Source organism: Enterobacter sp. (assembly GCF_977039595.1).
In genome coordinates this window covers 14,426-40,370 of record NZ_CDRQYH010000018.1, presented here as the reverse complement: position 1 = coordinate 40,370, position 25,945 = coordinate 14,426, and the positions used below count along the sequence as shown (strand labels likewise).

At 55.9% G+C, this 25,945-nt stretch carries 21 protein-coding genes and 1 pseudogene; 20 read left to right on the top strand and 2 right to left on the bottom strand.

What is annotated here, in order from left to right; genetic code table 11:
- Positions 1-2: 2 nt before the first annotated feature.
- The 12 genes and pseudogenes from hpaD (at position 3) to yjiA (ending at position 12,195) form a co-directional block, all read left to right on the top strand.
- Entirely contained in the window at positions 3-854 is an 852-nt protein-coding gene (gene hpaD / locus ACWYRJ_RS08020; RefSeq protein ID WP_455507694.1) for a 3,4-dihydroxyphenylacetate 2,3-dioxygenase, read from the top strand.
- Between the two features lie 9 nt (positions 855-863).
- On the top strand, positions 864-1,244 hold the full coding sequence (locus ACWYRJ_RS08015; RefSeq protein WP_115876536.1) for a 5-carboxymethyl-2-hydroxymuconate Delta-isomerase: 381 nt from the start codon (positions 864-866) through the stop codon (positions 1,242-1,244).
- A gap of 69 nt (positions 1,245-1,313) precedes the next feature.
- On the top strand, positions 1,314-2,117 hold the full coding sequence (hpaH, locus tag ACWYRJ_RS08010) for a 2-oxo-hept-4-ene-1,7-dioate hydratase (RefSeq protein ID WP_455507693.1): 804 nt from the start codon (positions 1,314-1,316) through the stop codon (positions 2,115-2,117).
- A gap of 9 nt (positions 2,118-2,126) precedes the next feature.
- On the top strand, positions 2,127-2,924 hold the full coding sequence (hpaI, locus tag ACWYRJ_RS08005; protein WP_149367764.1) for a 4-hydroxy-2-oxoheptanedioate aldolase: 798 nt from the start codon (positions 2,127-2,129) through the stop codon (positions 2,922-2,924).
- Between the two features lie 21 nt (positions 2,925-2,945).
- A complete protein-coding gene (hpaX, locus tag ACWYRJ_RS08000) occupies positions 2,946-4,298 on the top strand; it encodes a 4-hydroxyphenylacetate permease (protein ID WP_455507692.1) in 1,353 nt (450 codons plus the stop codon).
- A gap of 9 nt (positions 4,299-4,307) precedes the next feature.
- Positions 4,308-5,198 carry a 4-hydroxyphenylacetate catabolism regulatory protein HpaA gene (gene hpaA, locus ACWYRJ_RS07995; protein WP_455507691.1) on the top strand — a complete coding sequence of 297 codons (891 nt, stop codon included), beginning with the start codon at positions 4,308-4,310 and terminating at the stop codon, positions 5,196-5,198.
- Positions 5,199-5,393: 195 nt separating this feature from the next.
- Entirely contained in the window at positions 5,394-6,956 is a 1,563-nt protein-coding gene (gene hpaB / locus ACWYRJ_RS07990; RefSeq protein WP_455507690.1) for a 4-hydroxyphenylacetate 3-monooxygenase, oxygenase component, read from the top strand.
- Positions 6,957-6,973: 17 nt separating this feature from the next.
- The gene (locus ACWYRJ_RS07985) at positions 6,974-7,486 is read left to right on the top strand and encodes a 4-hydroxyphenylacetate 3-monooxygenase reductase subunit (protein ID WP_455507689.1); all 513 of its coding nucleotides are present in this window, start codon (positions 6,974-6,976) and stop codon (positions 7,484-7,486) included.
- 179 nt (positions 7,487-7,665) lie between these two features.
- Positions 7,666-8,583, top strand: a pseudogene (locus ACWYRJ_RS07980) (helix-turn-helix transcriptional regulator).
- Between the two features lie 191 nt (positions 8,584-8,774).
- Positions 8,775-10,928 (top strand): carbon starvation CstA family protein, encoded by a 2,154-nt coding sequence (locus tag ACWYRJ_RS07975; protein ID WP_223581140.1) that lies wholly within the window; start codon positions 8,775-8,777, stop codon positions 10,926-10,928.
- Between the two features lie 99 nt (positions 10,929-11,027).
- Entirely contained in the window at positions 11,028-11,231 is a 204-nt protein-coding gene (locus tag ACWYRJ_RS07970) for a YbdD/YjiX family protein (RefSeq protein ID WP_003856610.1), read from the top strand.
- A gap of 10 nt (positions 11,232-11,241) precedes the next feature.
- Positions 11,242-12,195 (top strand): GTPase, encoded by a 954-nt coding sequence (gene yjiA / locus ACWYRJ_RS07965; protein WP_115876542.1) that lies wholly within the window; start codon positions 11,242-11,244, stop codon positions 12,193-12,195.
- 87 nt (positions 12,196-12,282) lie between these two features.
- Here yjiA and ACWYRJ_RS07960 read toward each other — a convergent pair whose 3' ends face one another.
- On the bottom strand, positions 12,283-13,641 hold the full coding sequence (locus ACWYRJ_RS07960; RefSeq protein WP_455507688.1) for an esterase-like activity of phytase family protein: 1,359 nt from the start codon (positions 13,639-13,641) through the stop codon (positions 12,283-12,285).
- 411 nt (positions 13,642-14,052) lie between these two features.
- Between ACWYRJ_RS07960 and ACWYRJ_RS07955 the strand changes: the two genes are divergently transcribed.
- Both ACWYRJ_RS07955 and ACWYRJ_RS07950 read left to right on the top strand, forming a co-directional pair.
- Positions 14,053-14,598: a YfaZ family outer membrane protein gene (locus ACWYRJ_RS07955; RefSeq protein ID WP_047742922.1), complete on the top strand. Its 546-nt coding sequence runs from the start codon at positions 14,053-14,055 to the stop codon at positions 14,596-14,598.
- Positions 14,598-14,918, top strand: a complete 321-nt coding sequence (locus ACWYRJ_RS07950; RefSeq protein WP_111964128.1) for a hypothetical protein — start codon at positions 14,598-14,600, stop codon at positions 14,916-14,918. The genes ACWYRJ_RS07955 and ACWYRJ_RS07950 overlap by 1 nt, the downstream gene beginning before the upstream one ends.
- 44 nt (positions 14,919-14,962) lie before the next feature.
- Here ACWYRJ_RS07950 and ACWYRJ_RS07945 read toward each other — a convergent pair whose 3' ends face one another.
- Positions 14,963-16,333, bottom strand: a complete 1,371-nt coding sequence (locus tag ACWYRJ_RS07945; protein ID WP_111964129.1) for an NAD-dependent succinate-semialdehyde dehydrogenase — start codon at positions 16,331-16,333, stop codon at positions 14,963-14,965.
- A 151-nt stretch (positions 16,334-16,484) separates the two neighbouring features.
- On the opposite strand from ACWYRJ_RS07945, the gene ACWYRJ_RS07940 reads away from it, so the two are divergent.
- The 6 genes from ACWYRJ_RS07940 (at position 16,485) to ACWYRJ_RS07915 (ending at position 25,922) form a co-directional block, all read left to right on the top strand.
- Positions 16,485-17,228, top strand: coding sequence for an AraC family transcriptional regulator (locus ACWYRJ_RS07940; protein ID WP_223581134.1), 744 nt, complete (start codon positions 16,485-16,487; stop codon positions 17,226-17,228).
- A 48-nt stretch (positions 17,229-17,276) separates the two neighbouring features.
- Positions 17,277-17,915, top strand: a complete 639-nt coding sequence (locus ACWYRJ_RS07935; protein ID WP_455507687.1) for a LysE family translocator — start codon at positions 17,277-17,279, stop codon at positions 17,913-17,915.
- Between the two features lie 178 nt (positions 17,916-18,093).
- Positions 18,094-20,361, top strand: a complete 2,268-nt coding sequence (locus tag ACWYRJ_RS07930; RefSeq protein WP_455507686.1) for a type I restriction-modification system subunit M — start codon at positions 18,094-18,096, stop codon at positions 20,359-20,361.
- Positions 20,361-21,749, top strand: coding sequence for a restriction endonuclease subunit S (locus ACWYRJ_RS07925; RefSeq protein WP_455507685.1), 1,389 nt, complete (start codon positions 20,361-20,363; stop codon positions 21,747-21,749). Before ACWYRJ_RS07930 ends, ACWYRJ_RS07925 begins: the two co-directional genes overlap by 1 nt.
- Positions 21,746-25,006: a type I restriction endonuclease subunit R gene (locus tag ACWYRJ_RS07920; RefSeq protein WP_455507684.1), complete on the top strand. Its 3,261-nt coding sequence runs from the start codon at positions 21,746-21,748 to the stop codon at positions 25,004-25,006. The genes ACWYRJ_RS07925 and ACWYRJ_RS07920 overlap by 4 nt, the downstream gene beginning before the upstream one ends.
- Positions 24,999-25,922, top strand: a complete 924-nt coding sequence (locus tag ACWYRJ_RS07915; protein ID WP_455507683.1) for a DUF5655 domain-containing protein — start codon at positions 24,999-25,001, stop codon at positions 25,920-25,922. The genes ACWYRJ_RS07920 and ACWYRJ_RS07915 overlap by 8 nt, the downstream gene beginning before the upstream one ends.
- Positions 25,923-25,945: the final 23 nt, after the last annotated feature.

Sequence of the window (25,945 nt, the reverse complement as noted above, 5' to 3'; positions counted from 1 at the left end):
GCATGGGTAAACTAGCGTTAGCGGCGAAAATCACCCACGTACCGTCGATGTATCTCTCCGAGCTGCCGGGCAAAAACCACGGCTGCCGCCAGGGCGCCATCGACGGTCATAAAGAAATTAGCAAGCGCTGCCGGGAGCTGGGCGTCGATACCATTATCGTCTTCGACACCCACTGGCTGGTGAACAGCGCCTACCACATCAACTGTGCGGACCATTTTTCGGGCGTCTACACCAGCAACGAGCTGCCGCACTTTATCCGCGACATGACCTACGACTACGACGGCAATCCGGAACTCGGTCATCTCATCGCCGACGAGGCGGTGAAGCTTGGCGTGCGCGCCAAAGCGCACAACATTCCAAGCCTGAAGCTGAAGTACGGCACGCTGGTGCCTATGCGCTACATGAACACGGATAAGCACTTCAAGGTGGTCTCCATCTCGGCGTTTTGCACGGTTCACGACTTCGCCGACAGCCGCAGGCTGGGCGAGGCCATCGTCAGCGCCATTGAAAAATATGACGGCACCGTGGCGGTGCTCGCCAGCGGCTCGCTGTCGCACCGCTTTATCGACGACCAGCGCGCGGAAGAAGGGATGAACAGCTACACCCGGGAGTTCGACCGTCAGATGGACGAGCGCGTGGTGAAGCTGTGGCGTGAGGGTCAGTTTAAAGAATTCTGCAGCATGCTGCCGGAGTACGCCAACTACTGCTACGGCGAGGGCAACATGCACGACACGGTGATGCTGCTGGGGATGCTCGGCTGGGACAAATACGACGGCAAGGTGGAGTTTCTCACCGAGCTGTTCGCCAGCTCCGGAACCGGCCAGGTCAACGCCGTTTTCCCGCTGCCCGCCTAAGGAGCCACCATGCCGCACTTTATTGCTGAATGTACCGACAACATCCGCGAGCAGGCCGACCTGCCGGGGCTGTTCGCCAAAGTGAACGAGGCGCTCGCCGCCACGGGCATCTTCCCCATCGGCGGTATCCGCAGCCGCGCCCACTGGCTGGACACCTGGCAGATGGCCGACGGCAGGCACGATTACGCCTTTGTGCATATGACGCTGAAAATCGGCGCCGGGCGCAGCCTGGAGAGCCGGGAAGCCGTGGGGGAGATGCTGTTTGGGCTTATCAAAGCGCACTTCGCGGAGCTGATGGCGAGCCGCTACCTGGCGCTGTCGTTTGAGCTCGACGAACTGCACCCGACGCTTAATTACAAACAGAACAACGTGCACGCGTTGTTTAAGTAATACCGGCACGGCCAGTCTCCTCGCCCCTTTAGGGAGAGGGAGAAAACAAACATAAAACAGGATATCGCCATGCTCGACAAACATACCCATACCCTGATCGCCCATCGTCTGCATCAGGCGGAACAGTCCCGGGAGCAGATCCGCGCGATCTCGCTGGACTACCCGGAGATTACCATTGAAGACGCCTACGCCGTCCAGCGCGAATGGGTCAGCCTGAAAATCGCCGAAGGCCGCGTGCTGAAGGGCCACAAGATCGGCCTGACCTCAAAAGCGATGCAGGCCAGCTCGCAGATTAGCGAGCCGGACTACGGCGCGCTGCTGGACGACATGTTCTTCCACGACGGCAGCGACATCCCGGTCGACCGCTTCATCGTCCCGCGAATTGAAGTGGAGCTGGCCTTCGTGCTGGCAAAACCGCTGCGCGGCCCGAACTGCACTATCTTCGACGTCTACAAGGCCACGGATTACGTCATCCCCGCGCTGGAGCTGATCGACGCCCGCTGCCACAACGTCGACCCGGAGACCCAGCGCCCGCGCAAGGTGTTCGACACCATTTCGGATAACGCCGCCAACGCGGGCGTCATCCTCGGCGGCCGTCCGATTAAGCCCGACGAGCTGGACCTGCGCTGGATCTCCGCCCTGCTCTACCGCAACGGCGTGATCGAAGAGACCGGCGTGGCCGCAGGCGTCCTTAACCACCCGGCCAACGGCGTGGCGTGGCTGGCGAACAAGCTGGCGCCGTACGACGTGCAGCTTGAGCCGGGGCAAATCATCCTCGGCGGCTCGTTTACCCGCCCGGTGCCCGCCAGCAGAGGCGACACCTTCCACGTCGACTATGGCAGCATGGGCTCCATCAGCTGCCGTTTTGTCTAGGAGATAGTCATGCAAAATGCATTCAAAGCGGCGCTGCAGGCGGGCCGTCCGCAAATCGGGTTATGGCTGGGGCTGACCAGCAGCTACAGCGCCGAGCTGCTGGCGGGGGCAGGCTTCGACTGGCTGCTGATCGACGGCGAGCACGCGCCGAACAGCGTGCAGACCGTCTTAACCCAGCTGCAGGCTATCGCCCCTTATCCCAGCCAGCCGGTGGTCCGCCCGTCGTGGAACGACCCGGTGCAGATCAAACAGCTGCTGGACGTGGGTGCGCAAACCCTGCTGGTGCCGATGGTGCAAAACGCCGACGAAGCGCGGCTGGCGGTACGTTCCACCCGCTACCCGCCTGCAGGCATTCGCGGGGTGGGCAGCGCACTGGCGCGCGCCTCGCGCTGGAACCGAATCCCGGATTATCTGCAGCAGGCCAACGACGCCATGTGCGTGCTGGTGCAGATTGAAACCCGCGAGGCGCTGAAAAACCTGCCGCAAATCCTGGACGTGGAAGGCGTCGACGGCGTGTTTATCGGCCCGGCGGATCTTAGCGCAGACATGGGCTTTGCCGGCAATCCGCAGCACCCGGAGGTGCAGGCCGCCATCGAGCAGGCGATCGCACAGATACGTGCTGCCGGTAAAGCCCCCGGCATCCTGATGGCGAACGAGCAGCTGGCAAAACGCTATCTTGAACTCGGCGCGCTGTTTGTTGCCGTCGGCGTCGACACCACTCTGCTCGCCCGCGGCGCGGAAGCGCTGGCGGCACGTTTTATCGAAAAACCGGTTACGTCAGTTAATAACAATAAATCCGTCTACTAAACGTAAGATCTGGAGCGCACCATGACGACCTCTACCCTGCAAGTCCATGATAATAAAGCTGTTGAACATCGCGTCATTCACAAGCTGTTCCGTCGCCTGATCGTTTTTCTTTTTATCCTGTTTGTCTTCTCGTTTCTCGATCGCATCAACATCGGCTTCGCCGGGCTGACGATGGGTAAAGATCTTGGCCTCACGTCAACCATGTTTGGCCTGGCCGCGACGCTGTTTTACGTCACCTACGTGCTGTGCGGCATTCCGAGCAACATCATGCTGGCGAAGATCGGCGCACGCCGCTGGATCGCCGGGATCATGGTGGTGTGGGGTATTGCCTCCACCTGCACCATGTTCGCCACCAGCCCCGAAACCCTCTACGTCCTGCGCATGCTGGTGGGCATTGCCGAAGCGGGTTTCCTGCCGGGGATTCTGGTCTATCTCACCTGGTGGTTCCCGGCCTATCACCGCGCCCGCGCCAACGCGCTGTTTATGATCGCCATGCCGGTAACCATGATGCTCGGCTCGATCCTCTCCGGGTACATTCTAGCGATGGACGGGCTGTGGAACCTCAAGGGATGGCAGTGGCTGTTCCTGCTGGAGGGGCTGCCATCGGTGGTGCTCGGCGTGGTGACCTGGTTTTACCTCAACGACACGCCGGACCAGGCCACCTGGCTGGATGAGGACGAAAAGCAGGCGCTGAAAACGATGATCGCCCGCGAGCAGGAGGTCGCGATTGCCCAATTCGTCACGCCGCGTTCCACGCTGCGCGAGGTGCTCACGCCCGCCGTGCTGCTCTACACGCTGGCCTACTTCTGCCTGACCAATACGCTGAGTGCGATCAACATCTGGACGCCGCAGATCCTGCAGAGCTTCAACACGGGAAGCAGCAATATCGTCATTGGCCTGCTGGCGGCGATCCCGCAGTTTTGCACCATCCTCGGGATGATCTGGTGGAGCCGCCGCTCCGACAGGCTGAAAGAGCGAAAAAAGCACACCATCCTGCCGTACCTGTTCGCCGCGGCGGGATGGATGCTGGCCTCCGCGACGGATCACAGCCTGATCCAGCTGCTTGGCATCATCATGGCCTCAACCGGATCGTTTACCGCCATGGCGATATTCTGGACCACGCCGGATCGGGTTATTAGCCTGCAGTCCCGCGCGGTGGCGCTGGCGGTGATCAACGCCATCGGCAACGTCGGTTCCGCCGTCAGCCCGCTGCTGATCGGGATCCTGCGCGACGCGACCGGCAGCTTTAGCTCGGGGCTGTGGTTTGTGGCCGGGCTGCTGGTGGTCGGCGCGCTGGTGCTGACGCGCATCCCGATGACGCAGCGCGAAAGCCTTGAACGCGAGCCGGGCATCGCGGCGCAGAAGATCCACTAGGAAGCCGTTATGTGCCAGAGCCCCATTACCAACATCGATATCAGCAAGGAGTACGACGAAAGTCTGGGCACCGACGATGTGCACTACCAGTCGTTTGCCCGCATGGCGGCCTTTTTTGGCCGCGACATGCAGGCGCATCGTCACGACCAGTACTTTCAGATGCACTTTCTCGATACCGGGCAGATTGAGCTCCAGCTCGACGATCACCGCTATTCGGTGCAGGCCCCGCTGTTCGTCCTCACGCCGCCGTCGGTACCGCACGCGTTTATCACCGAATCCGACAGCGACGGTCACGTACTGACGGTCCGTGAGGATCTGATCTGGCCGCTGCTGGAGGTGCTCTACCCCGGCACGCGGGAGGCGTTTGGCCTGCCGGGGATCTGCCTCTCGCTGGCCGACAGGCCGGACGAGCTGGCGGCGCTGAAGCACTACTGGCAGCTGATTGCCCGGGAATCCACGGAACAACAGCCCGGGCGCGAGCACACCCTGGTCCTGCTGGCGCAGGCGGTGTTTACCCTGCTGCTGCGCAACGCGAAGCTCGACGACCACGCCTCAGGCGGCATGCGCGGCGAGCTGAAGCTGTTCCAGCGCTTTACCCAACTGATCGACACCCACTACCACCAGCACTGGACGGTGCCGGAATACGCCAGCGAGCTGCACCTGACCGAATCCCGCCTGACCGATATCTGCCGCCGCTTCGCCAACCGTCCGCCAAAACGGCTGATCTTCGACCGCCAGCTGCGGGAGGCCAGACGCTTGCTGCTCTTCTCCGACAGCACCGTCAGTGAGATTGCCTGGCAGCTGGGGTTCAAAGATCCGGCCTATTTCGCCCGCTTTTTTAACCGCTTAGTGGGATGCTCGCCCAGCGCGTATCGGGCTCAGAAAGTACCGGTTTCCTGAACGCATCACGGTTCGTAGGGCGGGTAAGCGTAGCGCCACCCGCCGAAAAGCCGCACAGATCACAAAACCACATCCCACCCGAAAAGTACCCGTCGTTGTCCCAATCGTCCCTTCACGTTACGCCCCTCTCAGGCTTCAATTAAACAACAAAAACAAAACATAAATTTAACAACACTATTCCGATACGAGGTCCCTATGAAGCCTGAAGAGTTCCGCGCAGACGCCAAACGCCCGTTAACCGGCGAAGAGTATTTAAAAAGCCTGCAGGACGGTCGTGAGATTTATATATACGGCGAGCGCGTCAAAGACGTCACTACCCATCCGGCGTTTCGCAATGCGGCGGCCTCCATCGCACAGATGTACGACGCGCTGCACAAGCCGGACATGCAGGACACGCTGTGCTGGGGCACCGACACCGGCAGCGGCGGCTACACCCACAAGTTCTTCCGCGTGGCGAAAAGCGCCGACGACCTGCGCCAGCAGCGTGACGCCATCGCCGAGTGGTCGCGCCTGAGCTACGGCTGGATGGGCCGCACGCCGGACTACAAAGCCGCTTTCGGCTGCGCGCTCGGCGCTAACCCGGCCTTCTACGGCCAGTTCGAACAGAACGCCCGGAACTGGTACACCCGCATTCAGGAAACCGGCCTGTACTTCAACCACGCCATCGTTAACCCGCCGATCGACCGCCACAAGCCGGCGGACGAGGTAAAAGACGTTTACATCAAGCTGGAGAAAGAGACCGACGCCGGGATTATTGTCAGCGGCGCGAAAGTGGTAGCCACCAACTCGGCGCTGACCCACTACAACATGATCGGCTTCGGCTCCGCGCAGGTGATGGGCGAAAACCCGGACTTCGCGCTGATGTTCGTCGCGCCGATGGATGCCGAGGGCGTGAAGCTGATCTCCCGCGCCTCTTACGAGATGGTGGCAGGCGCGACCGGCTCCCCTTACGACTACCCGCTCTCCAGCCGCTTTGACGAGAACGACGCGATCCTGGTGATGGATCACGTGCTTATCCCGTGGGAAAACGTGCTCATCTACCGCGATTTCGACCGCTGCCGTCGCTGGACGATGGAAGGCGGTTTCGCCCGCATGTACCCGCTGCAGGCCTGCGTGCGTCTGGCGGTGAAGCTCGACTTCATCACCGCCCTGCTGAAGAAATCCCTGGAGTGCACCGGTACCCTGGAGTTCCGCGGCGTGCAGGCAGATCTCGGCGAAGTGGTGGCCTGGCGCAACATGTTCTGGGCGCTGAGCGACTCCATGTGTTCCGAGGCCACCCCGTGGGTTAACGGCGCGTATATGCCGGATCATGCCGCGCTGCAAACCTACCGCGTGATGGCGCCGATGGCCTACGCCAAAATCAAGAACATCATCGAGCGTAACGTGACGTCCGGCCTGATTTACCTGCCGTCCAGCGCCCGGGATCTGAACAATCCGCAGATCGACCAGTATCTGGCGAAATACGTGCGCGGCTCCAACGGCATGGATCACGTCGAACGCATCAAGATTTTGAAACTGATGTGGGACGCCATCGGCAGCGAGTTCGGCGGTCGTCACGAGCTGTACGAAATTAACTACTCCGGCAGCCAGGATGAAATTCGCCTGCAGTGTCTGCGCCAGGCGCAGAGCTCCGGCAACATGGACAAGATGATGGCGATGGTCGACCGCTGCATGTCCGAATACGACCAGCACGGCTGGACCGTACCGCACCTGCACAACAACAGCGATATCAACATGCTCGACAAGCTGCTGAAATAGCGCAGCGGGAGGTTGCAATGCATTCAGATGAACAACGCCTGCGTTTTCGCGACGCAATGAGTAGCCTGTCGGCGGCGGTAAACGTGGTCACCACCGAGGGTGAGGCGGGCCGCTGCGGCATTACCGCCACCGCCGTCTGTTCGGTCACAGACACCCCGCCGTCGGTGATGGTGTGCATCAACGCCAACAGCGCTATGAACCCGGTATTCCAGGGCAACGGCAGGCTGTGCGTTAACGTGCTGAACCACGAGCAGGAGATCATGGCTCGCCATTTCGCCGGGATGACCGGTATGACGATGGAAGAGCGCTTTGCACTCTCCTGCTGGCAGAAAGGGCCGCTGGCGCAGCCTGTGCTCAAGGGCGCGTTCGCCAGCCTTGAAGGTGAGATTAGCCAGGTGCAAACCATCGGCACGCATCTTGTCTACCTTGTTGAAGTTAAAAACATTATCCTGAGTGACGCGGGACACGGCCTGATCTACTTCAGGCGCCGTTTCCACCCGGTCATGCTGGAGGCAGAAGCCGCCTTGTGATGCCCCTTCGCGCTGGCCTTTTTTTCCGGCCAGCGCCGCTTTCTACAAAAACTCCTAAGGTTTCCCCTAAAACACGCCGTTATATAGCCATAAGAGAAATTTTCTGTGACTGAATACTGACACTACCTGTCAGTGCATCCGCATCATTCAGCGCATACCTAAATATACAGGATGACCTTATGGCTAAAACGACGCGTAGCCGCTCGGCTGAACGTCTGGTCGATATTCTGGTTGAGCTACATTTAAACGGTGTGGTAAACCGCAGTGCGCTAATGGAGAAATTTAAAATTACCGAGCGTACCGTCTACCGGGATTTAAATGCCCTCTCTCCCATTGTTGAACATTTCGGTAACGGGCTATATCGGCTGATCCATTCTGCACAATCGCCCGGCGGACAAGGCTTACATCACACCCTTGCTAACTTCCTGAATGCTGACAGCTTTTTCCCTGAAAGAAATACGGAATTCTGGCAGAAGCTTGAAGCGCGCGTTGACGAAAACCATATTCTTATTCTTGGCAATGAAGCAGAACACACGGTAGAACGTGATATTCGCCGTCATTTAACGAAAATCGAGAAATCGATTAAAAACCATAATGTTTGCCAGATCGTTTATAAGGGTAAAACCCGTCTGATTAATCCCTATAAACTCATTAACAAAAAAAATATATGGTATTTACAAGCCACCGAAAATAGCCGCCTGAAATCCTTCTCCTTGAGCTAGATTAGCTGGTTTGATATTCAGAAAACGACCTTCACCCCTGAAGAAAATGTCCTTGAGCTGCTGGAGAAAAGCCTCGACCCTTGGGTATCTGAAGATACTTTCGCAGTGAAAATATTTATTAAAGATAATATTTCACATTACTTCCTGCGCCGCGATCTTCTGCCGGAACAGGAGCTGCTGGAGGAGCAACAGGGCGGCGTCACGCTGCGCTGCCAGGCGGCCCACGAGAACCAGATCCTGCCGCTGCTGTTCTACTGGCTCCCCCATATTCAGATACTGGAACCGAGCTGGCTGAAGGAGAAGCTCATCAGGACGCTGGAAAGCTATCTGGCCGTGGAGCGTACCCCGAATAATCAAGTGATCTCAATCACATAATTTCGCCCACTGGCGGCGAGCCGAAACCGCTCGTCGCCTCCTTTGACCGCTCACCCGGCACTTTCAACCACTCATTCACTTACCGTCCTTTACGCGCGCGTTGATCTGGCACGATCGCTCCAGCATTAATCAATACCTCCTAACAACGAACCCTGACCCTTTTTTCTTTACATAAAAAACCAGGTCTTACTATGGATACTAAAAAACTACTGAAGCACGTGCCCTGGGCCTTACTCGGGATCCTCGGCGCTTTTTGTCTGGCGGTTGTCGCATTACGCCGGGGCGAACACGTAAGCGCCCTGTGGATCGTGGTCGCGTCCGTTTCCGTCTATCTTGTGGCTTATCGCTACTACAGCTTATACATCGCGCAGAAGGTCATGAAGCTCGACCCGACGCGCGCCACGCCGGCGGTCATTAACAATGACGGCCTGAACTACGTGCCAACCAACCGCTACGTGCTGTTTGGTCACCACTTTGCCGCTATCGCCGGGGCAGGCCCGCTGGTCGGCCCGGTACTGGCCGCGCAGATGGGCTACCTGCCGGGTACGCTCTGGCTGCTCGCTGGCGTGGTGCTGGCGGGTGCGGTGCAGGACTTTATGGTGCTGTTTATCTCTTCTCGCCGTAACGGCGCCTCTCTGGGTGAGATGGTCAAAGAAGAGATGGGCCGCGTGCCGGGGACTATCGCCCTCTTTGGCTGCTTCCTGATTATGATCATCATCCTCGCGGTGCTGGCCCTGATCGTGGTGAAAGCCCTGGCCGAAAGCCCGTGGGGCGTCTTCACCGTCTGCTCTACCGTGCCGATTGCGCTGTTCATGGGGATCTACATGCGCTTCCTGCGTCCGGGACGCGTAGGTGAGGTGTCGGTGATTGGTATCGTGCTGCTGGTCGCCTCCATCTACTTCGGCGGCGTCATCGCGCACGACCCGTACTGGGGCCCGGCGCTGACCTTCAAGGACACCACCATCACCTTCGCGCTGATTGGCTATGCGTTTATCTCCGCGCTGCTGCCGGTCTGGCTGATTCTGGCCCCGCGCGACTACCTGGCGACCTTCCTGAAAATCGGCGTGATCGTCGGGCTGGCAATCGGGATTGTGATCATCAACCCTGAACTGAAAATGCCGGCGGTGACCCAGTACATCGACGGTACCGGTCCGCTGTGGAAAGGCGCCCTGTTCCCGTTCCTGTTCATCACCATCGCCTGCGGTGCGGTCTCCGGCTTCCACGCCCTGATCTCCTCCGGTACCACGCCTAAGCTGCTGGCAAACGAGAAAGACGCACGCCTCATCGGCTACGGCGCCATGCTGATGGAGTCCTTCGTGGCGATCATGGCGCTGGTTGCCGCGTCTATCATCGAACCGGGTCTGTACTTTGCGATGAACACCCCTCCGGCGGGTCTCGGTATTACCATGCCGAACCTGCATGAGATGGGCGGCGACAACGCGGCGCTGATTATGGCGCAGCTGAAAGACGCCAGCGCACACGCGGCGGCGACCGTCAGCTCCTGGGGGTTCGTGATATCGCCTGAGCAGATCATGCAGACGGCGAAAGACATCGGCGAACCGTCCGTGCTGAACCGCGCCGGTGGCGCTCCTACGCTGGCTGTCGGTATTGCACACGTGTTCCACAAAGTGCTGCCGTGGGCGGACATGGGCTTCTGGTACCACTTCGGTATTCTGTTCGAAGCGCTGTTCATCCTCACCGCGCTGGACGCCGGTACCCGTGCGGGCCGCTTCATGCTGCAGGACCTGCTCGGTAACTTCGTGCCGTTCCTGAAGAAAACCGACTCTCTGGTAGCGGGCATTCTGGGCACGGCGGGCTGCGTCGGCCTGTGGGGCTACCTGCTGTATCAGGGCGTTGTCGACCCGCTCGGCGGCGTGAAGAGCCTGTGGCCGCTGTTCGGTATCTCTAACCAGATGCTGGCGGCTGTAGCTCTGGTGCTCGGTACCGTTGTCCTCGTGAAGATGAAACGCACCAAATACATCTGGGTCACCGTGGTGCCTGCGCTGTGGCTGCTGCTCTGCACCACATGGGCGCTTGGCCTGAAGCTGTTCAGCGTCAACCCGCAGCTGGAAGGCTTCTTCTTCATGGCTAACCAGTACAAAGAGAAGATTGCCGCAGGCGGCGCGGATCTGACCGCGCAGCAGATTGCCAACATGAACCATATCGTGGTGAACAACTACACCAACGCGGGTCTGAGCATTCTGTTCCTGGTGGTGGTGTACAGCATCATCTTCTACGGCATCAAAACCTGGCTGAAAGTGCGTAACGCCGACGGCCGTACGGACAAAGAAACCCCGTACGTGCCGGTGCCTGAAGGCGGCGTGAAGACCTCTTCACACCATTAATCCGCAATCCTCACCCTCTCCCTTGGGAGAGGGCTGGGGTGAGGGAAACACAAGCCCAGCGGACTCACATCGCCGGGCTTTTTCTGTCTGGAACCCACAATGTTTGGTAACTTAGGCGAAGCAAAAAAATACCTCGGTCAGGCGGCGAAAATGCTGATTGGCATTCCGGACTATGACAACTACGTTGAGCATATGAAGACCAACCATCCGGATAAGCCGTACATGACCTACACTGAATTCTTCCGCGAGCGTCAGGAAGCGCGCTACGGCGGAAGTGGAGAAGGCGGCGTCCGCTGCTGCTAAAGGAGAGACCATGACCCCGATTGCCGTTACCCTGCTGACCGGTTTCCTCGGCGCCGGTAAAACCACCCTGCTGCGCCACATTCTGAACGAGCAGCACGGCTTCAAAATCGCCGTCATCGAAAACGAATTTGGCGAAGTCTCCGTTGACGACCAGCTGATTGGCGATCGCGCCACGCAGATCAAAACCCTGACCAACGGCTGCATCTGCTGCACCCGCTCTAACGAATTAGAAGATGCCCTGCTGGACCTGCTCGACAGCCGCGATCGCGGGGAAATCGACTTTGACCGCCTGGTGATCGAGTGTACCGGCATGGCCGATCCCGGCCCGATTATTCAGACCTTTTTTTCCCACGAGATCCTCTGCCAGCGCTATCTGCTGGACGGCGTGATTGCCCTGGTTGATGCGGTCCACGCCGACGAACAGATGAACCAGTTCACCATCGCCCAGTCTCAGGTGGGCTACGCCGACCGCATCCTGCTGACCAAAACCGACGTGGCGGGCGAAAGCGAAAAGCTTCGCGAGCGCCTGACCCGCATTAACTCCCGCGCGCCGATTTACACGGTGACGCACGGCGATATCGACCTGTCCCAGCTGTTCAACACCAACGGCTTTATGCTGGAGGAGAACGTCACCGCGAAACCGCGCTTCCACTTTATGGGAGATAAGCAAAACGACGTGGCGTCGATTGTGGTGGAGCTGGATTATCCGGTGGATATCAGCGAGGTCTCCCGCGTGATGGAGAACCTGCTGCTGTCGTTTGCCGACAGGCTGCTGCGCTACAAAGGAATGCTGTGGATTGACGGCGAACCCAACCGCCTGCTGTTCCAGGGCGTGCAGCGCCTGTACAGCGCCGACTGGGACCGACCGTGGGGCGATGAAGCGCCGCACAGCGTGATGGTGTTTATTGGCATCCAGCTGCCGGAGGAAGAAATTCGGGCGGCGTTTGCGGGGCTGAAAAAATAGCCTCCCCGCTTAACTATGCGCAGCGAACAATCCCCTCTCCCCTAAGGGGAGAGGGTTAGGGTGAGGGGTGAAGGGTAAGCCCTGGTATTATTTCACCGCCTCCGGCAGCGTCACAATCCACAGCTCGCTGTCGGACTCCGGCTTCTTCAGCGGCTTCACGCTGAGCATGGTTTCCACCGGTTTATCATCCAACGTCAGCTTGCCTTCCGCGTTCACCCGATAATCCTTGAGCTTCTTGCCCTCAACCGGATTTTGCATCGCTACCTTTACGCCAAAGTCGTTATCGTTCGCCACCGCAAGCGTTTTGCTGTCGATCAGCGCCAGCCCTTCGGCCTTCTCCTGCTGCCAGCCCAACGCGCGCAGATCGACGACCTGCGTTTTTGCCGCAAGGATAATGCCGCGCTGCGCCAGGGTTTTCTCATCATCAAACTCAGGGTACTCGCCCGGCTTGTCAAAGGTAGTCAGGTCGCTCGCCTTGCTGAGGTCTACCTTGTAAATCAGGTTACGCATCCCGTCGTTTTTATCGCTTCCCTGCTCAATCAGCAGGATGTGCTGGTCATCAAGCGCCACGATGTCGCCGATTTTGGCATCGCTGTTTTTGTCGTAGGCCGCGCTGTCGATGGGGTAACCGTACATTGCGGTTTTGCCGGTTGCCGGATCGAAGCTCACCAGACGCGTAAACAGCGCCTGCTTTTTACTCTTACCGTCGATGTCCAGCGTGCTTTGCACGGCGGCGATAATACGCCCGTCCGGCATCCGGGTCAGGCCTTCGAAGCCCCGGTTCGGCTGGCGCCATTTGATGATGTTTGGCAGACCGCCCGCGATGGATTTTTCCCCTTCCGCCGCCTGCGGCCCGTGGATCGCAAGGATTTTGCCTTTGCTGTCGACGTTAATCAGGAACGGGCCGTACTCGTCGCACAGCCAGTAGCCGCCTTTGCCGTCCGGCGTGATGCCTTCCGTGTCCAGCCCGCGGTTGTCACCCTTCAGGATCTTGAGGGTGTCGCTGAACGCCACTTCATTGGTGGAGCCAATCACGCCGTTTTGCAGCGGCAGACCGTTAATCTCGCCTTTATCGTCATGCAGCGGGCGGGCATCAACCGCCTCCGCTTTGCCATTCTGGACGCGGATGGTCATCAGCAGCGGCGCGAAATCCGGCGTGACAAATATTTTGGCTTCGTTTTTACCCCTTTTGGGCGCATCGGCGTTGGGACCGCGATCGGTCACGGTCGCAAACGTCAGGGCATCGCCCTGCTTGCCCGTAAACAGCAGGCCGGAGCCAATACCCACCGGGAGCCCATTCGGAAACGCATCGGCAAACGCGCCGCTGTATTTCACATGTGAGCCGTCAGGGAAGCTGACGACATAGCGCTCAGCAGTGGGCTGCGCCGCCAGGCCAGAGAAAGAGAGCGCACAGCCGATTAGCACAGGAATAATTTTTCTTTTCATATTGTTAGCATCCAGTAAGTGAAGCCAACAACGTAAAGAATAAACGTGTCAGAAAAATGACATGGAAGGGAAACCGGCCTGCGCGATTGAACGTATATTCATCGCTCGAAATGTAAGGCTTTGTTGTTTTGTGTGACAGGCGAAACATTTTTGGAAATTATTAGAAACCCAATTAATTCATCTCAAATCACTATCCCCGCCTCGTTCAGTTTATGTTTAGTCAAAAAACTAAACGGTTCCTAAACGCTAAAAACATCCCCTGTTGACACCCCGACAATCAAACATCATTGCAACAACTTCAATAAAAAAGTTAACAATATCAGTATAAAACCTCGATTTATATCACATTTGCAGTCATTAACATCGCTTGTTAAGGTGCGCCCAGATGAATTTAATGACGAGGCATAAAACATGAAAAAACTGAATATCCTTCTTCTTTCTGCTCTGGCTGCCGTATCGGGTTCCGCACTGGCGATGGGCGGCACCGTTGAGCAGGGTAAAAACTTTACCAACCTCAATCTGGAAATGGGGAAATCCTCATCCGGTGTTTATCTGGAAAGTAACTGGCTGAAAAACACCGATGACGGTACCCAGACCGGCGGTGTGGGCGCAGGCTACAACCTGGATCTTGGCCCGGTCATGCTGAACGCGGGCGCAAAAGCCATCTACCTCGGCCCGAAAAAAGGCGATAACGGCGTGGCGTTCCCGATTGGCGGCGGCGTAAACGTTGCCCTGACCGACAGCATCCACGTGTACGGTGAAGGCTATGTGGCGCCAGAAGGGCTGAACAACAGTGTGAAAAACTACGTCGAAGCCAACGGCGGCGTAAGCTGGACGCCAATTACGCCAGTGACCCTGAAAGTGGGCTACCGCCACGTGAGCGTGGACGGTAAAGACGGTCGTCCTGGCCACACGCTGATTGACGGCGCATATGTAGGCGGTGGAGTCACCTTCTGATGAAACACCGCATGACCGCGCTTTGCGTTCTGAGCCTAACGCTGATGCTCACCGGCTGCGTCCAGTACAAATGGGTGAAACCGGGCGTCAGCGATACGGAAATGAATAAAAAGCTCACGGAATGCGAAGCGCAGGCGCTGATCGATCTTCCCCCGGATAACGTCGTGACCGGTTCCAGCTCGGAAAAAACGGACAAAAAGAACAAGAAAAAGGATATTTCCACGAGCTACACGGTTGAAGACGCGAACGAATATCGCCGGGATACGCTGGTTGACAGCTGCATGTTTAAAAGCGGCTGGGACAAGATCGAAGTGCAATAATCCCCTTAAAAAAACCTGCCGGCCGGCAGGTTTTTTATTACCTCTTACTGACGCACCACCACCAGCTTCTGGTTCACAAACTCTTTGATCCCCAGATCCGACAGCTCGCGTCCGTAGCCGGAGCGCTTCACGCCGCCGAACGGCAGCTCTGGCGCGGTATCGGTAAGCCAGTTGATGTACACCATCCCGGTCTCGATCCGCGACGCCATCTTCTTCGCGCGCTCGATATCCTGGCTGAATACCGCCCCGCCCAGGCCGTAGTGGGAGTCGTTCGCCAGCGCGACCGCCTCGTCGTCGTTTTTCACCACGTACATCTGCGCTACCGGGCCGAAGAACTCTTCGAAATACGCCGGGTTGTCGCGCGAGATATTCGTCAGGATAGTCGGCTCGAAGAAGCTCCCGTCGCGCTGCACCGGCTTGCCGCCGTAGTGCAGCGTCGCGCCGTTTTTCACCGCCTCGTTAACCTGTTTGGTCAACGTTTCCAGAGCATCTTTCGACGACAGCGGCCCCAGCGTGGTGCTTTCGTCCAGCGGATCGCCAATCTTCACCTGCTTAAACGCCTCGGTGAATTTGCTCAGGAAGGCGTCGGCGATCTTTTCATGCAGGATAAAGCGCTTCGCCGCGGTACAGACCTGCCCGGCGTTGTTGAGCCGCGCATTCACGCCAGTCTTGACGGCTTTGTCCAGGTCCGCATCGTCCAGCACCACGAATACGTCGTTACCGCCCAGCTCAAGCGTGGATTTCTTGATGTGCTTCGCCGCCTGCGCGGCCACCACGCTGCCGGCTTTTTCAGAGCCGGTTAATGCGGCGCCCTGCACGCGATCGTCGGCAATGATGTTCGCCACCTGCTCGGACGAAATAAACAGGTTAGTCCATGCGCCTTCCGGCGCGCCCGCCTCGCGAACCAGATGGGCAAAGGCTTCGGCGCAGTGCGGCACGATGCTGGCATGTTTGGCGATGACGGGGTTACCCGCCGCCAGGTTTGGCGCCAGAACGCGCATCAGCTGGTAATACGGGAAGTTCCACGGCTCAACGGCCATCAGCACGCCGATGGGATGATGCTCCACCCATGCTTCCCCGAGTTCGGATTGATACTTCACCGGGGCCAGAAACTGCTTCGCGTTGTCGGCGTAGTAGCGGGCGATTTGCGCGCACAGCTTCACTTCGCCGCGGCTCTGTTCGATGAGCTTACCCATCTCCTGGCTGGCGATTTTCGCCAGCTCCTCGGTACGCTCGTCGATCAGGTCGGCAAGCTTATGCAGCACCGGCAGGCGCTGGCTGATGTCGCCTTTCGCCCAGTCCGAATGATAAAGCGCATCGGCCGCCTTCAGCGCCGCTTCGATATCCGCGTCGGTATGTGAGGGGTATTCTTTGATGAGCTGGTTAGTGGCAGGGTTTACTGTCTGATAAGCCATGTCGAATCTCCTTGTTTTACCGCTTAGGGTATTAAGGGTAGTCAACATGACTGGCCGTGGGCGTAAAGTTGGGTATATCCGGAAGGTTCTTAATGAAGCGCTGCCAGACGGTTCGCTGACGTGGTATAAAAAACGTCCAGAAGGAGTGCTTATGACCGATACCCGACACATCCGGCAGACTTTTCACCGCGCCTCAGGCCTTGAGCTGCGCAGCACGTGGCGGAGCACGCAGGCGTATAAACACCATAGTCACCCTCAGCTCTCTATCGGCGCGATTATGGAAGGCCAGACCTGCTGCGTGTGCCATGACAGAGAATACATCCTTAACCCCGGGGACCTCATTGTGATCCCGGCCTCTGCGCCGCACAGCTGCAACCCCGTCGCCGGGCAACCGCGCAGCTACCATATGCTCTATATCGACACCGATCTTCCTTTGGCGCTCCAGGTGATTCGCGACCCTACGCTCTTTAAGCGCTACCTTGATATTGTTGAGACGATGTCGCCTGCATCCGTGGATACGCTGCTTTCAGCCCTTCCCCGATGCGAGGAAAACGCAGATGCGCTTCGCTCAACCAGCCAGCACGTGCGGCAGGCGTTTCTTGCCGACCTGGCCGCACCGCCTTCCCTCGATGAACTTGCCCAGCGATTCTCGCTGCGCAAGGAGACGCTGATCCGCACCTTCCGGCAGGATACAGGCCTGACGCCGGGCAGCTTCCTCAACATCTCCCGCGTGGAGTTCGCCAAAGCGCGGCTACGTGCCGGGGACGACATCGCCGACGTTGGCTACCAGAGCGGCTTTGCCGATCAGAGCCATTTTCATAAGATCTTCGTCAGCTATACCGCCGCCACGCCGCGCCAGTACGCTACGGGCCGATCAATATCCGACAATAAATAGCGTTTGCAGCGCCGTAGTCTGACCGCAGATTTTTAAACTGAGGTTGCTATGGAACTGTTCTTCCCTTCCGCTTTTCTCGCCCTGGCGCTGGCGCACTTTGTCGCCCTGCTAAGCCCGGGCCCGGATTTCTTCCTGCTGGTGGGCTACGCCGCGCGCTATCGGCTGCGCGGCAGCGCCGGAGTGTGCGTCGGTATCGCCGCGGGCAACGGGCTGTATATCTTACTGGTGATTATCGGCTGGAGCGCGCTGCGCCAGTTTACGTGGCTGTTTACGCTTATCGAGCTTTACGGGGCGCTGTACCTGCTGTGGATAGGCTCGCATCTGGTGCGCAGCCAACCGCAGGCACTGGCGCTGAATGAAACCCGACAGCATCGCCCCTCGCTGCGTAAGCAGATCCTGCTGGGGCTCGGCTCGGCGCTGCTTAATCCCAAGAACGCGCTGTTCTATCTGGCCCTGATGACGGCGCTACTGGGGCCGGACGTCACGCTGCTTCAGCAGGCGACCTGCGGCATCTGGATGGTAATGGTGGTGCTGGCGTGGGATCTGGCGCTGGTGTCGCTGATGGGGCTATCGGCGATTCAGCAGAAGCTTAGCCGTTCGCTGTGGTGGATTGAGCGCACGGCGGGGGCAGTGCTGATGGGGTTTGGCGGGTGGGTGCTGTGGCGATTATGCGTTAATGCTATATAACCCAGCTCCATCATTTGTATTGAAACACACATTCATGATAACTATAAATTATTGCAACCAATAAATATAAAGCATTGATTTAGATCGACTTTTTAGTCGATCAATACTTTTAGCCATGATAAAAAGAGGGTTTTAAATCATCATTAAAAATGCCTGAAATATGGGCAAGGACGCTTTTATGAGTACCCTGAATTTCTCCCAAACAGCAGCCTTTATCTGGTCTGTCGCAGATCTCCTGCGCGGTGATTTTAAGCAATCTCAATATGGGCGCATTATTCTCCCGTTCACCCTGCTGCGCCGCCTGGAATGCGTGCTTGAAGAAACTAAAGAGGCCGTCGTTATTGAGGCTCAAAAAGTCCGCTCTTCTCCCCTACCGGAAGAAGCGAAAGAAAAGTTAATCCTGCGCGCCACCAGCGGACTGACGTTCTTTAACGCCTCGCCGCTGGACCTGAGCAAAATGGGGCAAAACGACATCAAGGCCAACCTGGAAAACTACATCCAGTATTTTTCCAGAGACGCGCGGGAGATTTTCGAGCACTTTAAATTCAGCGAATTCATTGGGTTGCTGGACGATGCTAATCTCCTCTACAAAGTGGTGCAGAAATTTGCCACCACCGATCTTAGCCCGCAGGCCATCTCCAACCATGACATGGGGCTTGTCTTCGAGGAGCTGATCCGTCGTTTTGCCGAAAGCTCCAACGAAACCGCCGGTGAACACTTCACGCCGCGCGATATCGTGCGCCTCACCACTTCGCTGGTGTTTATGGAAGACGACGAGGCGCTCACCAAAGAGGGCGTTATTCGAACCCTTTACGACCCGACGGCAGGCACGGGCGGATTTCTCTCTGCCGGGATGGAGTACGTCCACGAGCTGAATCCGAAAGCGGTGATGCGCGCGTTTGGGCAGGAGCTAAACCCGGAATCCTACGCCATCTGCAAGGCCGACATGCTGATAAAAGGTCAGGACGTCAGCCGCATCAAGTTGGGCAACACCCTTTCTAACGATCAGCTTCCCGCTGACCGCTTTGATTACATGCTATCGAACCCGCCGTTTGGCGTGGACTGGAAGAAGATAGAAGCCGACGTTAACAACGAACATCGCAAAGGATTTGATGGCCGTTTCGGGCCTGGCCTGCCGCGCGTTTCCGACGGCTCGCTGCTCTTCCTGCTGCACCTGATCAGCAAAATGCGTGATGCAGATACCGGCGGGCGCATCGGGATCATCCTCAACGGTTCACCACTGTTCACGGGAGGCGCGGGCAGCGGCGAAAGCGAGATCCGCCGCTACATCCTTGAAGCCGATCTGCTGGAAGGGATCGTCGCCCTGCCCACCGACATGTTCTACAACACCGGGATCGCCACCTACGTGTGGATCCTGTCGAACAAAAAGGCGGCGGAGCGTAAGGGCAAGATCCAGCTGATCGACGCCAGCAAGCTGTGCAGCAAAATGCGTAAGTCACTGGGCGCGAAGCGCAACATGATGAGCGAGGAGGACATTCGACTCATCACCCGCACCTTTGGCGACGCCGAGGTCGTGGATCTTAAGGACGCGGACGACAAGCGCGCCGTCGCCAGCAAGATTTTCAACAGCACAGACTTTGGCTTCCGCCGGCTGACGATTGAGCGCCCACTGCGCCTGACGGCGCAGGTCACGGATGAATCCATCGCCGCGCTGCGCTTTGCGCCAAAACCGCTTAACGCACCGATGGCGTGCCTGTACGACGCGTTCGGTGCCTTCTGGCAGGACGAGAACTACGGCAGCTTTGCCGAGTTCGAGGTGGAAGCACGCGCCGTTATCAAGGCTGAATTCCCCGAGCTTAAAGAGAAGCAGATTAAAGATCTGCTCGACGCAACGCTGTGGCGACAACAGCGCGCGCTGATGGTCAAAGCGCAAAAAACCCAGACGGCGCTCGACGGGAAAGCAGGTGGTCTCGCTCAGCCGAGCGATGATTTCAATCAGTTCCAACTGACGCTCAAAGAGGCGTTTAAAACCGCCGCCGTTAAGCTGGATGCCAAAGAGCATAAGCAGTTCATCGAGGCCATTACCCGCAAAAACCCGGACGCGGAGCCGGTCGTCAAAAAGGTGCTCAAGGAAGATGCGCAGCCGCTGTACGGCGCGTTTGCGTACCGCGGACAGGTGGTGGAGTTTGAGCAGGATGCCGACCTGCGCGACAACGAGAACGTTGCGCTCAATCCGTCTGCTTCGACCAGCGATTTGATTGAAGGCTACGTGAAGGCGGAGGTGCTGCCGCACGTGCCGGACGCCTGGATTAATGCCGATAAGCGCGACGCCCGCGACGGCGAGGTTGGGGTTGTTGGGTACGAAATTCCGTTTAACCGGCATTTTTATGTCTATAAGCCACCGCGCCCGCTGGAAGAGATTGACGCGGAGCTGGATGCGCTGAGCGCGGAGATTATGAAGCTGCTGCAGGAGGTACACTCCTGATGGCTAAGTATAAGGCGTATCCGGAATATAAGGATTCTGGGGTTGAGTGGTTGGGGGAGATTCCCGAGCATTGGAAAATGAGTAAAGTAAGATATTGTTTTTCATTCGATAAAGGTCTAACTATCACAAAAGAAAACCTCCAAGACGAAGGTATTCCATGTTTAAACTATGGGGAAATACATTCTAAGTACGGGTTTGAATTTAACCCTTCTATTCATCCTTTAAAATGTGTAGACAAAAAATATTTAAATGCTAATACCAAATCTCTAATTTGCAAAGGAGATATTATTTTTGCTGACACGTCCGAAGATATTATTGGTTCAGGAAACTTCTCTCAATTAGTTAGTGAAGTTATAACTTTCGCTGGTTACCATACTATTATCTCCCGCCCGATAAACCGCGAAAGCTATCGTTATCTTGCTTACACCCTAGATTCTCAACAATTAAGATCACAAATACAAACTTCAGTTAAGGGTGTAAAGGTTTTTAGTATTTCACAAGCTATATTACGTGGATTGTCGTTATGGCTTCCTCGGGTAAATGAACAAAAAAACATTTCCACATTTCTTGATTACCACACAGCAAAAATAGATAAACTTGTAGAAAAACAACTACAACTCATCGAACTTCTAAAAGAAAAACGTCAGGCAGTGATTAGCCATGCCGTAACCAAAGGGCTAAATCCTAATGCGCCGATGAAAGATTCTGGGGTTGAGTGGTTGGGTAAATTACCTCAGCATTGGAATATAGTAGCTATAAAGCATCTGTCACCTGTTAAGAGAGGTGCCAGCCCAAGACCTATTGAAAACCCTATTTTTTTTGATGAGGATGGCGAGTATTTGTGGGCTAGAATTTCTGATGTATCTAATTCAGAAATGTATTTAAAAAAAACCACGCAAAAACTTTCAAAAAAAGGGGCGGAATTAAGTGTAAGACTAGATCCTAATCAACTATTTTTAAGTATCGCTGGTAGTGTTGGAAAACCATGTTTAACTACTGCTAAAACATGCATTCATGATGGTTTTGTTTACTTCCCTCAATTAAAAACAAACAATATTTTCTTATATTTTATTTTTGAGGCTGGTCAGTGTTATCTTGGATTAGGTAAAATGGGAACTCAATTAAATCTAAACACAGAGACTGTTGGGAATATAAAGATAGCCTTACCAGGCAATGAAGAGATTGGTTTTATAATTTCTTTCATAATACAAAAAAACAAAGAAATTGCTATGTTGGTTTCTAAACTAGAAGATTCTATTAAATTAATTAAAGAACGCCGCACCGCCCTGATCTCTGCTGCCGTCACCGGCAAAATCGATCTCCGCGACTGGACGCCTCCCGCCAGCCGCACCGAAGCATCCCTCACCGCAGAGGAGGCCACGGTATGATCGCCGACGTCACCAAAGAAGTTAATCTGCAGGCCGATATCATAAACCAGATGTGTCAGAACGGCTGGGTTCCCGGCACGGGCGGCAAGTACGATCGCGAACGCGCACTTTATCCGCAGGATGCACTGACGTTTGTCCAGACCACCCAGCCGCAGGAGTGGGAAAAATTCACCCGCATCCACCCCAACGACACCGAGCGTCATTTTCTCGATGCGCTGGTGGCGCAGCTTAAAAAAGCCGATGCCAACGCCACCGATATCCAGTCCCGGACCTACGGTACTCTGGGGGTGCTGCGCCACGGCATCAAAAGCCATAATGCGCGCTTCTCGTTATGCCAGTTTAAGCCGGATCACAACCTCAATCCGGACACCCTTGCGCGCTATCGGCAGAACATCTGCCGCATCGTTCCTGAACTGGTTTACAGCCCCCACGCGAGCGGCACCGACGCGGAGGCGAAAGCCAAACGCTGGCGCATCGACCTGGTGCTGTTTATCAACGGCCTCCCGGTTGCCACTCTGGAGCTGAAATCCGAGTTCAAGCAGACGGTCAACAGCGCCATTAACCAGTACAAAAAAACGCGCCTGCCGAAAGACCCGGCGACTAACAAGCCTGAGCCGCTGCTGACCTTCAAGCGCGGCGCGCTGGTGCATTTTGCCGTCAGCCAGTATGAGGTCTACATGACCACCCGGCTTGCCGGTGATGACACGTTCTTTCTGCCGTTCAACAGAGGCACAAAAGAGGGTGGCGCGGGCAACGACGTCCCGGAGGATAACCATGAATACGCCACCCGCTATCTGTGGAACGAGGTATTGCTCCCCGACAATCTGCTGAAAATCCTCGCCTGTTTTATCCATCTGCAAATCGAGGAGAAAGAGGACTGGGACGGTAAAAAGGTCAAAAAAGAGAGCCTGATCTTCCCGCGCTATCATCAGTGGGACGTGGTGAACAAGCTCATTGCCGCCGCAGATGAAGAAGGCACCGGTAACAAGTATCTTATCCAGCACAGCGCCGGATCCGGTAAATCGAACTCCATCGCCTGGACGGCGCATCAGCTCTCCCGCCTGCATAACGAAAAGGGTGAGAAATGCTTCCACTCGGTGATTGTTGTGACTGACCGCACCGTGCTGGACGACCAGCTACAGGACACCATCTATCAGTTTGAACATGCGGACGGCGTGGTCGGACGAATCAACAACCGCGAGGGGGAAGGCTCTAAGTCAGAGAAGCTCGCCAGCGCGCTGGAACACTCGCAGCCCATCATCATCGTCACTATTCAGACTTTCCCGTTCGTACTCAAAGCAATCGAAAAAAGCACCTGCCTCAAAGAACGAACCTACGCGATCATCGCAGATGAAGCGCACTCCTCCCAGAGCGGCTCCACGGCGCGCCAGCTAAAAGAGGTATTAATGAGCGAAGGGGCCGACGACGATGTGATCCTGACCTCTGAAGATATCCTCGACGCCACCCTTGCCGCACGCAGCGGGAGCAGCAACCTTAATTTCTACGCCTTCACCGCAACGCCGAAGGCGAAGACCCTGGAGCTTTTTGGCCGCAGACCCAACCCGCACGAACCCGCATCCAGAACCAACAAACCTGCGGCGTTCCATGTTTACTCCATGCGCCAGGCCATCGAGGAGGGCTTTATCCTCGACGTGCTGAAGAATTACACCAATTACAAAGTCGCCTATAAGCTGCTGCAAAAAATGGGTGATAAAGACCGGGAAGTAGACAGTAATCGGGCGAAGATCAGGCTCAACCAGTGGGTAACGTTGCATGATCACAATATCTCGCAAAAGGTAAAAGTCATTGTTGAGCATTATCGCCAGCATGTGATGCACCTGCTCGGCGGTCAGGCAAAGGCGATGGTGGTCACCAGCTCTCGCAAGGCTGCGGTGCGCTATAAGCTAGCGTTTGATAAATACATTGCCGACATGGGCTACGGGAAGATCACTGCGATGGTGGCGTTTTCAGGCGAAGTTGAGTTCCAGGAAAATGACATGAACAGCCTTGCGCTGTTGCACCAGAAATTTACTGAAATAAGTATGAACCCGGCGCTCAAAGGCCGCGACATGCGAAAGGCGTTTGATACTGATGACTATCAGGTGATGCTGGTGGCCAACAAGTTTCAGACCGGCTTCGACCAGCCGAAGCTTTGCGCCATGTACGTGGATAAAGCGCTGGGCGGCGTGGAGTGCGTACAGACGCTATCGCGTCTCAACCGAACCTATCCCGGCAAAAGGGAATCCGGCACCTTTGTACTCGATTTTTATAACGAACCTGACGATATCCTCGCGGCCTTCCAGCCCTACTACCAGACAGCTGAATTGACCGATGTCAGCAATCCAGATCAGGTGTTCGATCTGTACGAGAAACTTCGCGCAATAGGCATATTTTTATGGCACGAAGTCGAACAGCTATGCGAGGCTTTTTACAGTAAGAAGAAATCGAATGCGACGCTCAGCAATATTTGTCTGCCCGCAGTAAACCGTTGGGCAATGCGGTATACCTCCGCGAAAGAGGCGTATATCAGCGCTAAACAGATCTACGAATTAACAAAAAAGGATTCTCCTAACCCCATCTTGCTCGCAAACGCGGAAAACAGTTTTAAAGCCTGCAAGAAGGAAAAAGATCGCCTGGAGATTTTTAAAAAAGATCTCGGTAGCTTTGTACGCTTTTATGAATTTATGTCCCAGATCGTCTCCTACGATGACAAGTCGCTGGAGAAATTAAGCCTTTATTGTCGACACCTTCGCCCTTTACTGCGTGAAGAATCAACAGATGAAGATGACGTCGATCTTTCCAGTGTTGAAATGAGCCACTATCGGCTTTCAAAGATCCAGGAGCAGCATATTAAGCTTCAGGAGGATGCAGCAGAGTATAAGCTCAAGCCGGTTAATGACGTCGGCACCGCAAAAGCAAAAGATAAGAAAGAGGAGTTTATGTCGCAGGTGCTGGCGCAGCTCAACGAGCTGTTTATCACTGAAAACCTGACCGACAAAGATATGCTCAACTACGCCTTTGTGGTTTACGATAAGCTCGCAGAAAACAAACTTGTCATGACCCAACTCGACAACAACACCCGTGAGCAGGCGATGCTGGGCGACTTTACGAAAGCCATTGATGATGCCGTGATGGACAGCAACGAAGCGCACAAGGAGATGATGATGCAGTACTTATCGTCTCCGGAAGTTGCCAAAGGGTTTGCTCACCTGATGTATGACATCGCAAAAATGCGCAGGGAATCAATTCATGAGTGATATCCAGCTCTTCCGTTACAGTGCTAGCGGCGTAAAAGAACTTTCCGGTAAAGCAGCAACCATCGAAAAAGAGCTGCAATCCTTGATCGAATCCCGAATGGAGACCTTTCTCGGGGTTCGTTTTCTCGACAGTGAATACAGCACTGGTAAGACCCACCGTGGGCGTATTGATTCACTGGGGCTGGACGAAAATAACTGTCCGGTCATTATCGAATATAAACGTCACAGCAACGAAAATGTGATCAACCAGGGGCTGTTTTATCTGGACTGGCTTCTCGATCATAAGGCTGAATTTAAGTGGCTAGTTATGGAGAAGCTCGGCAAAGAGACGGCAGAGGCTATCGACTGGTCAGGCACGCGCCTGCTCTGTATTGCCGCTGATTTCAATAAGTATGACGAACATGCCGTACAGCAGATTAACCGCAACATCAGCCTGATTCGTTACAAGCTTTTTTCTGACGATCTGCTGATGTTCGAACTGGTCAATGCCGTTGTTGAAAACGCCTTTTCTGAAGCGGCAACCGAAACATTACCCTCCGCAATTGGCAAGCGTAATACGCGAACGCATAGCGAACAGCTCGCCAGCGCATCCACAGAATTAGCACTTCTTTTCGAACAGCTAAAAAGCTATGTCCTGTCTCTCGGCGATGAGGTGCAGTACAAAGAGCTGAAGCTGTACGGCGCATTCCGTCGTCTGCGGAATTTTGTTTGTGCCGGGATTTACCCCGTAACCGATCCGCATATCCGTTTGTGGTTGAAACTGGATCCTGAGCATATTCAGTTTGAAGAAGGCTTTAGCCGGGATGTAACTCATATTGGGCACTGGGGAACGGGCAACGTTGAGCTGGTCGTTCGCGATGAACATGACCTGATGAAAGCGAAACTGCTAATCGAAAAGGCTTATCAGGAGAATTGATACGGTAGTGCACATGCCGGGTG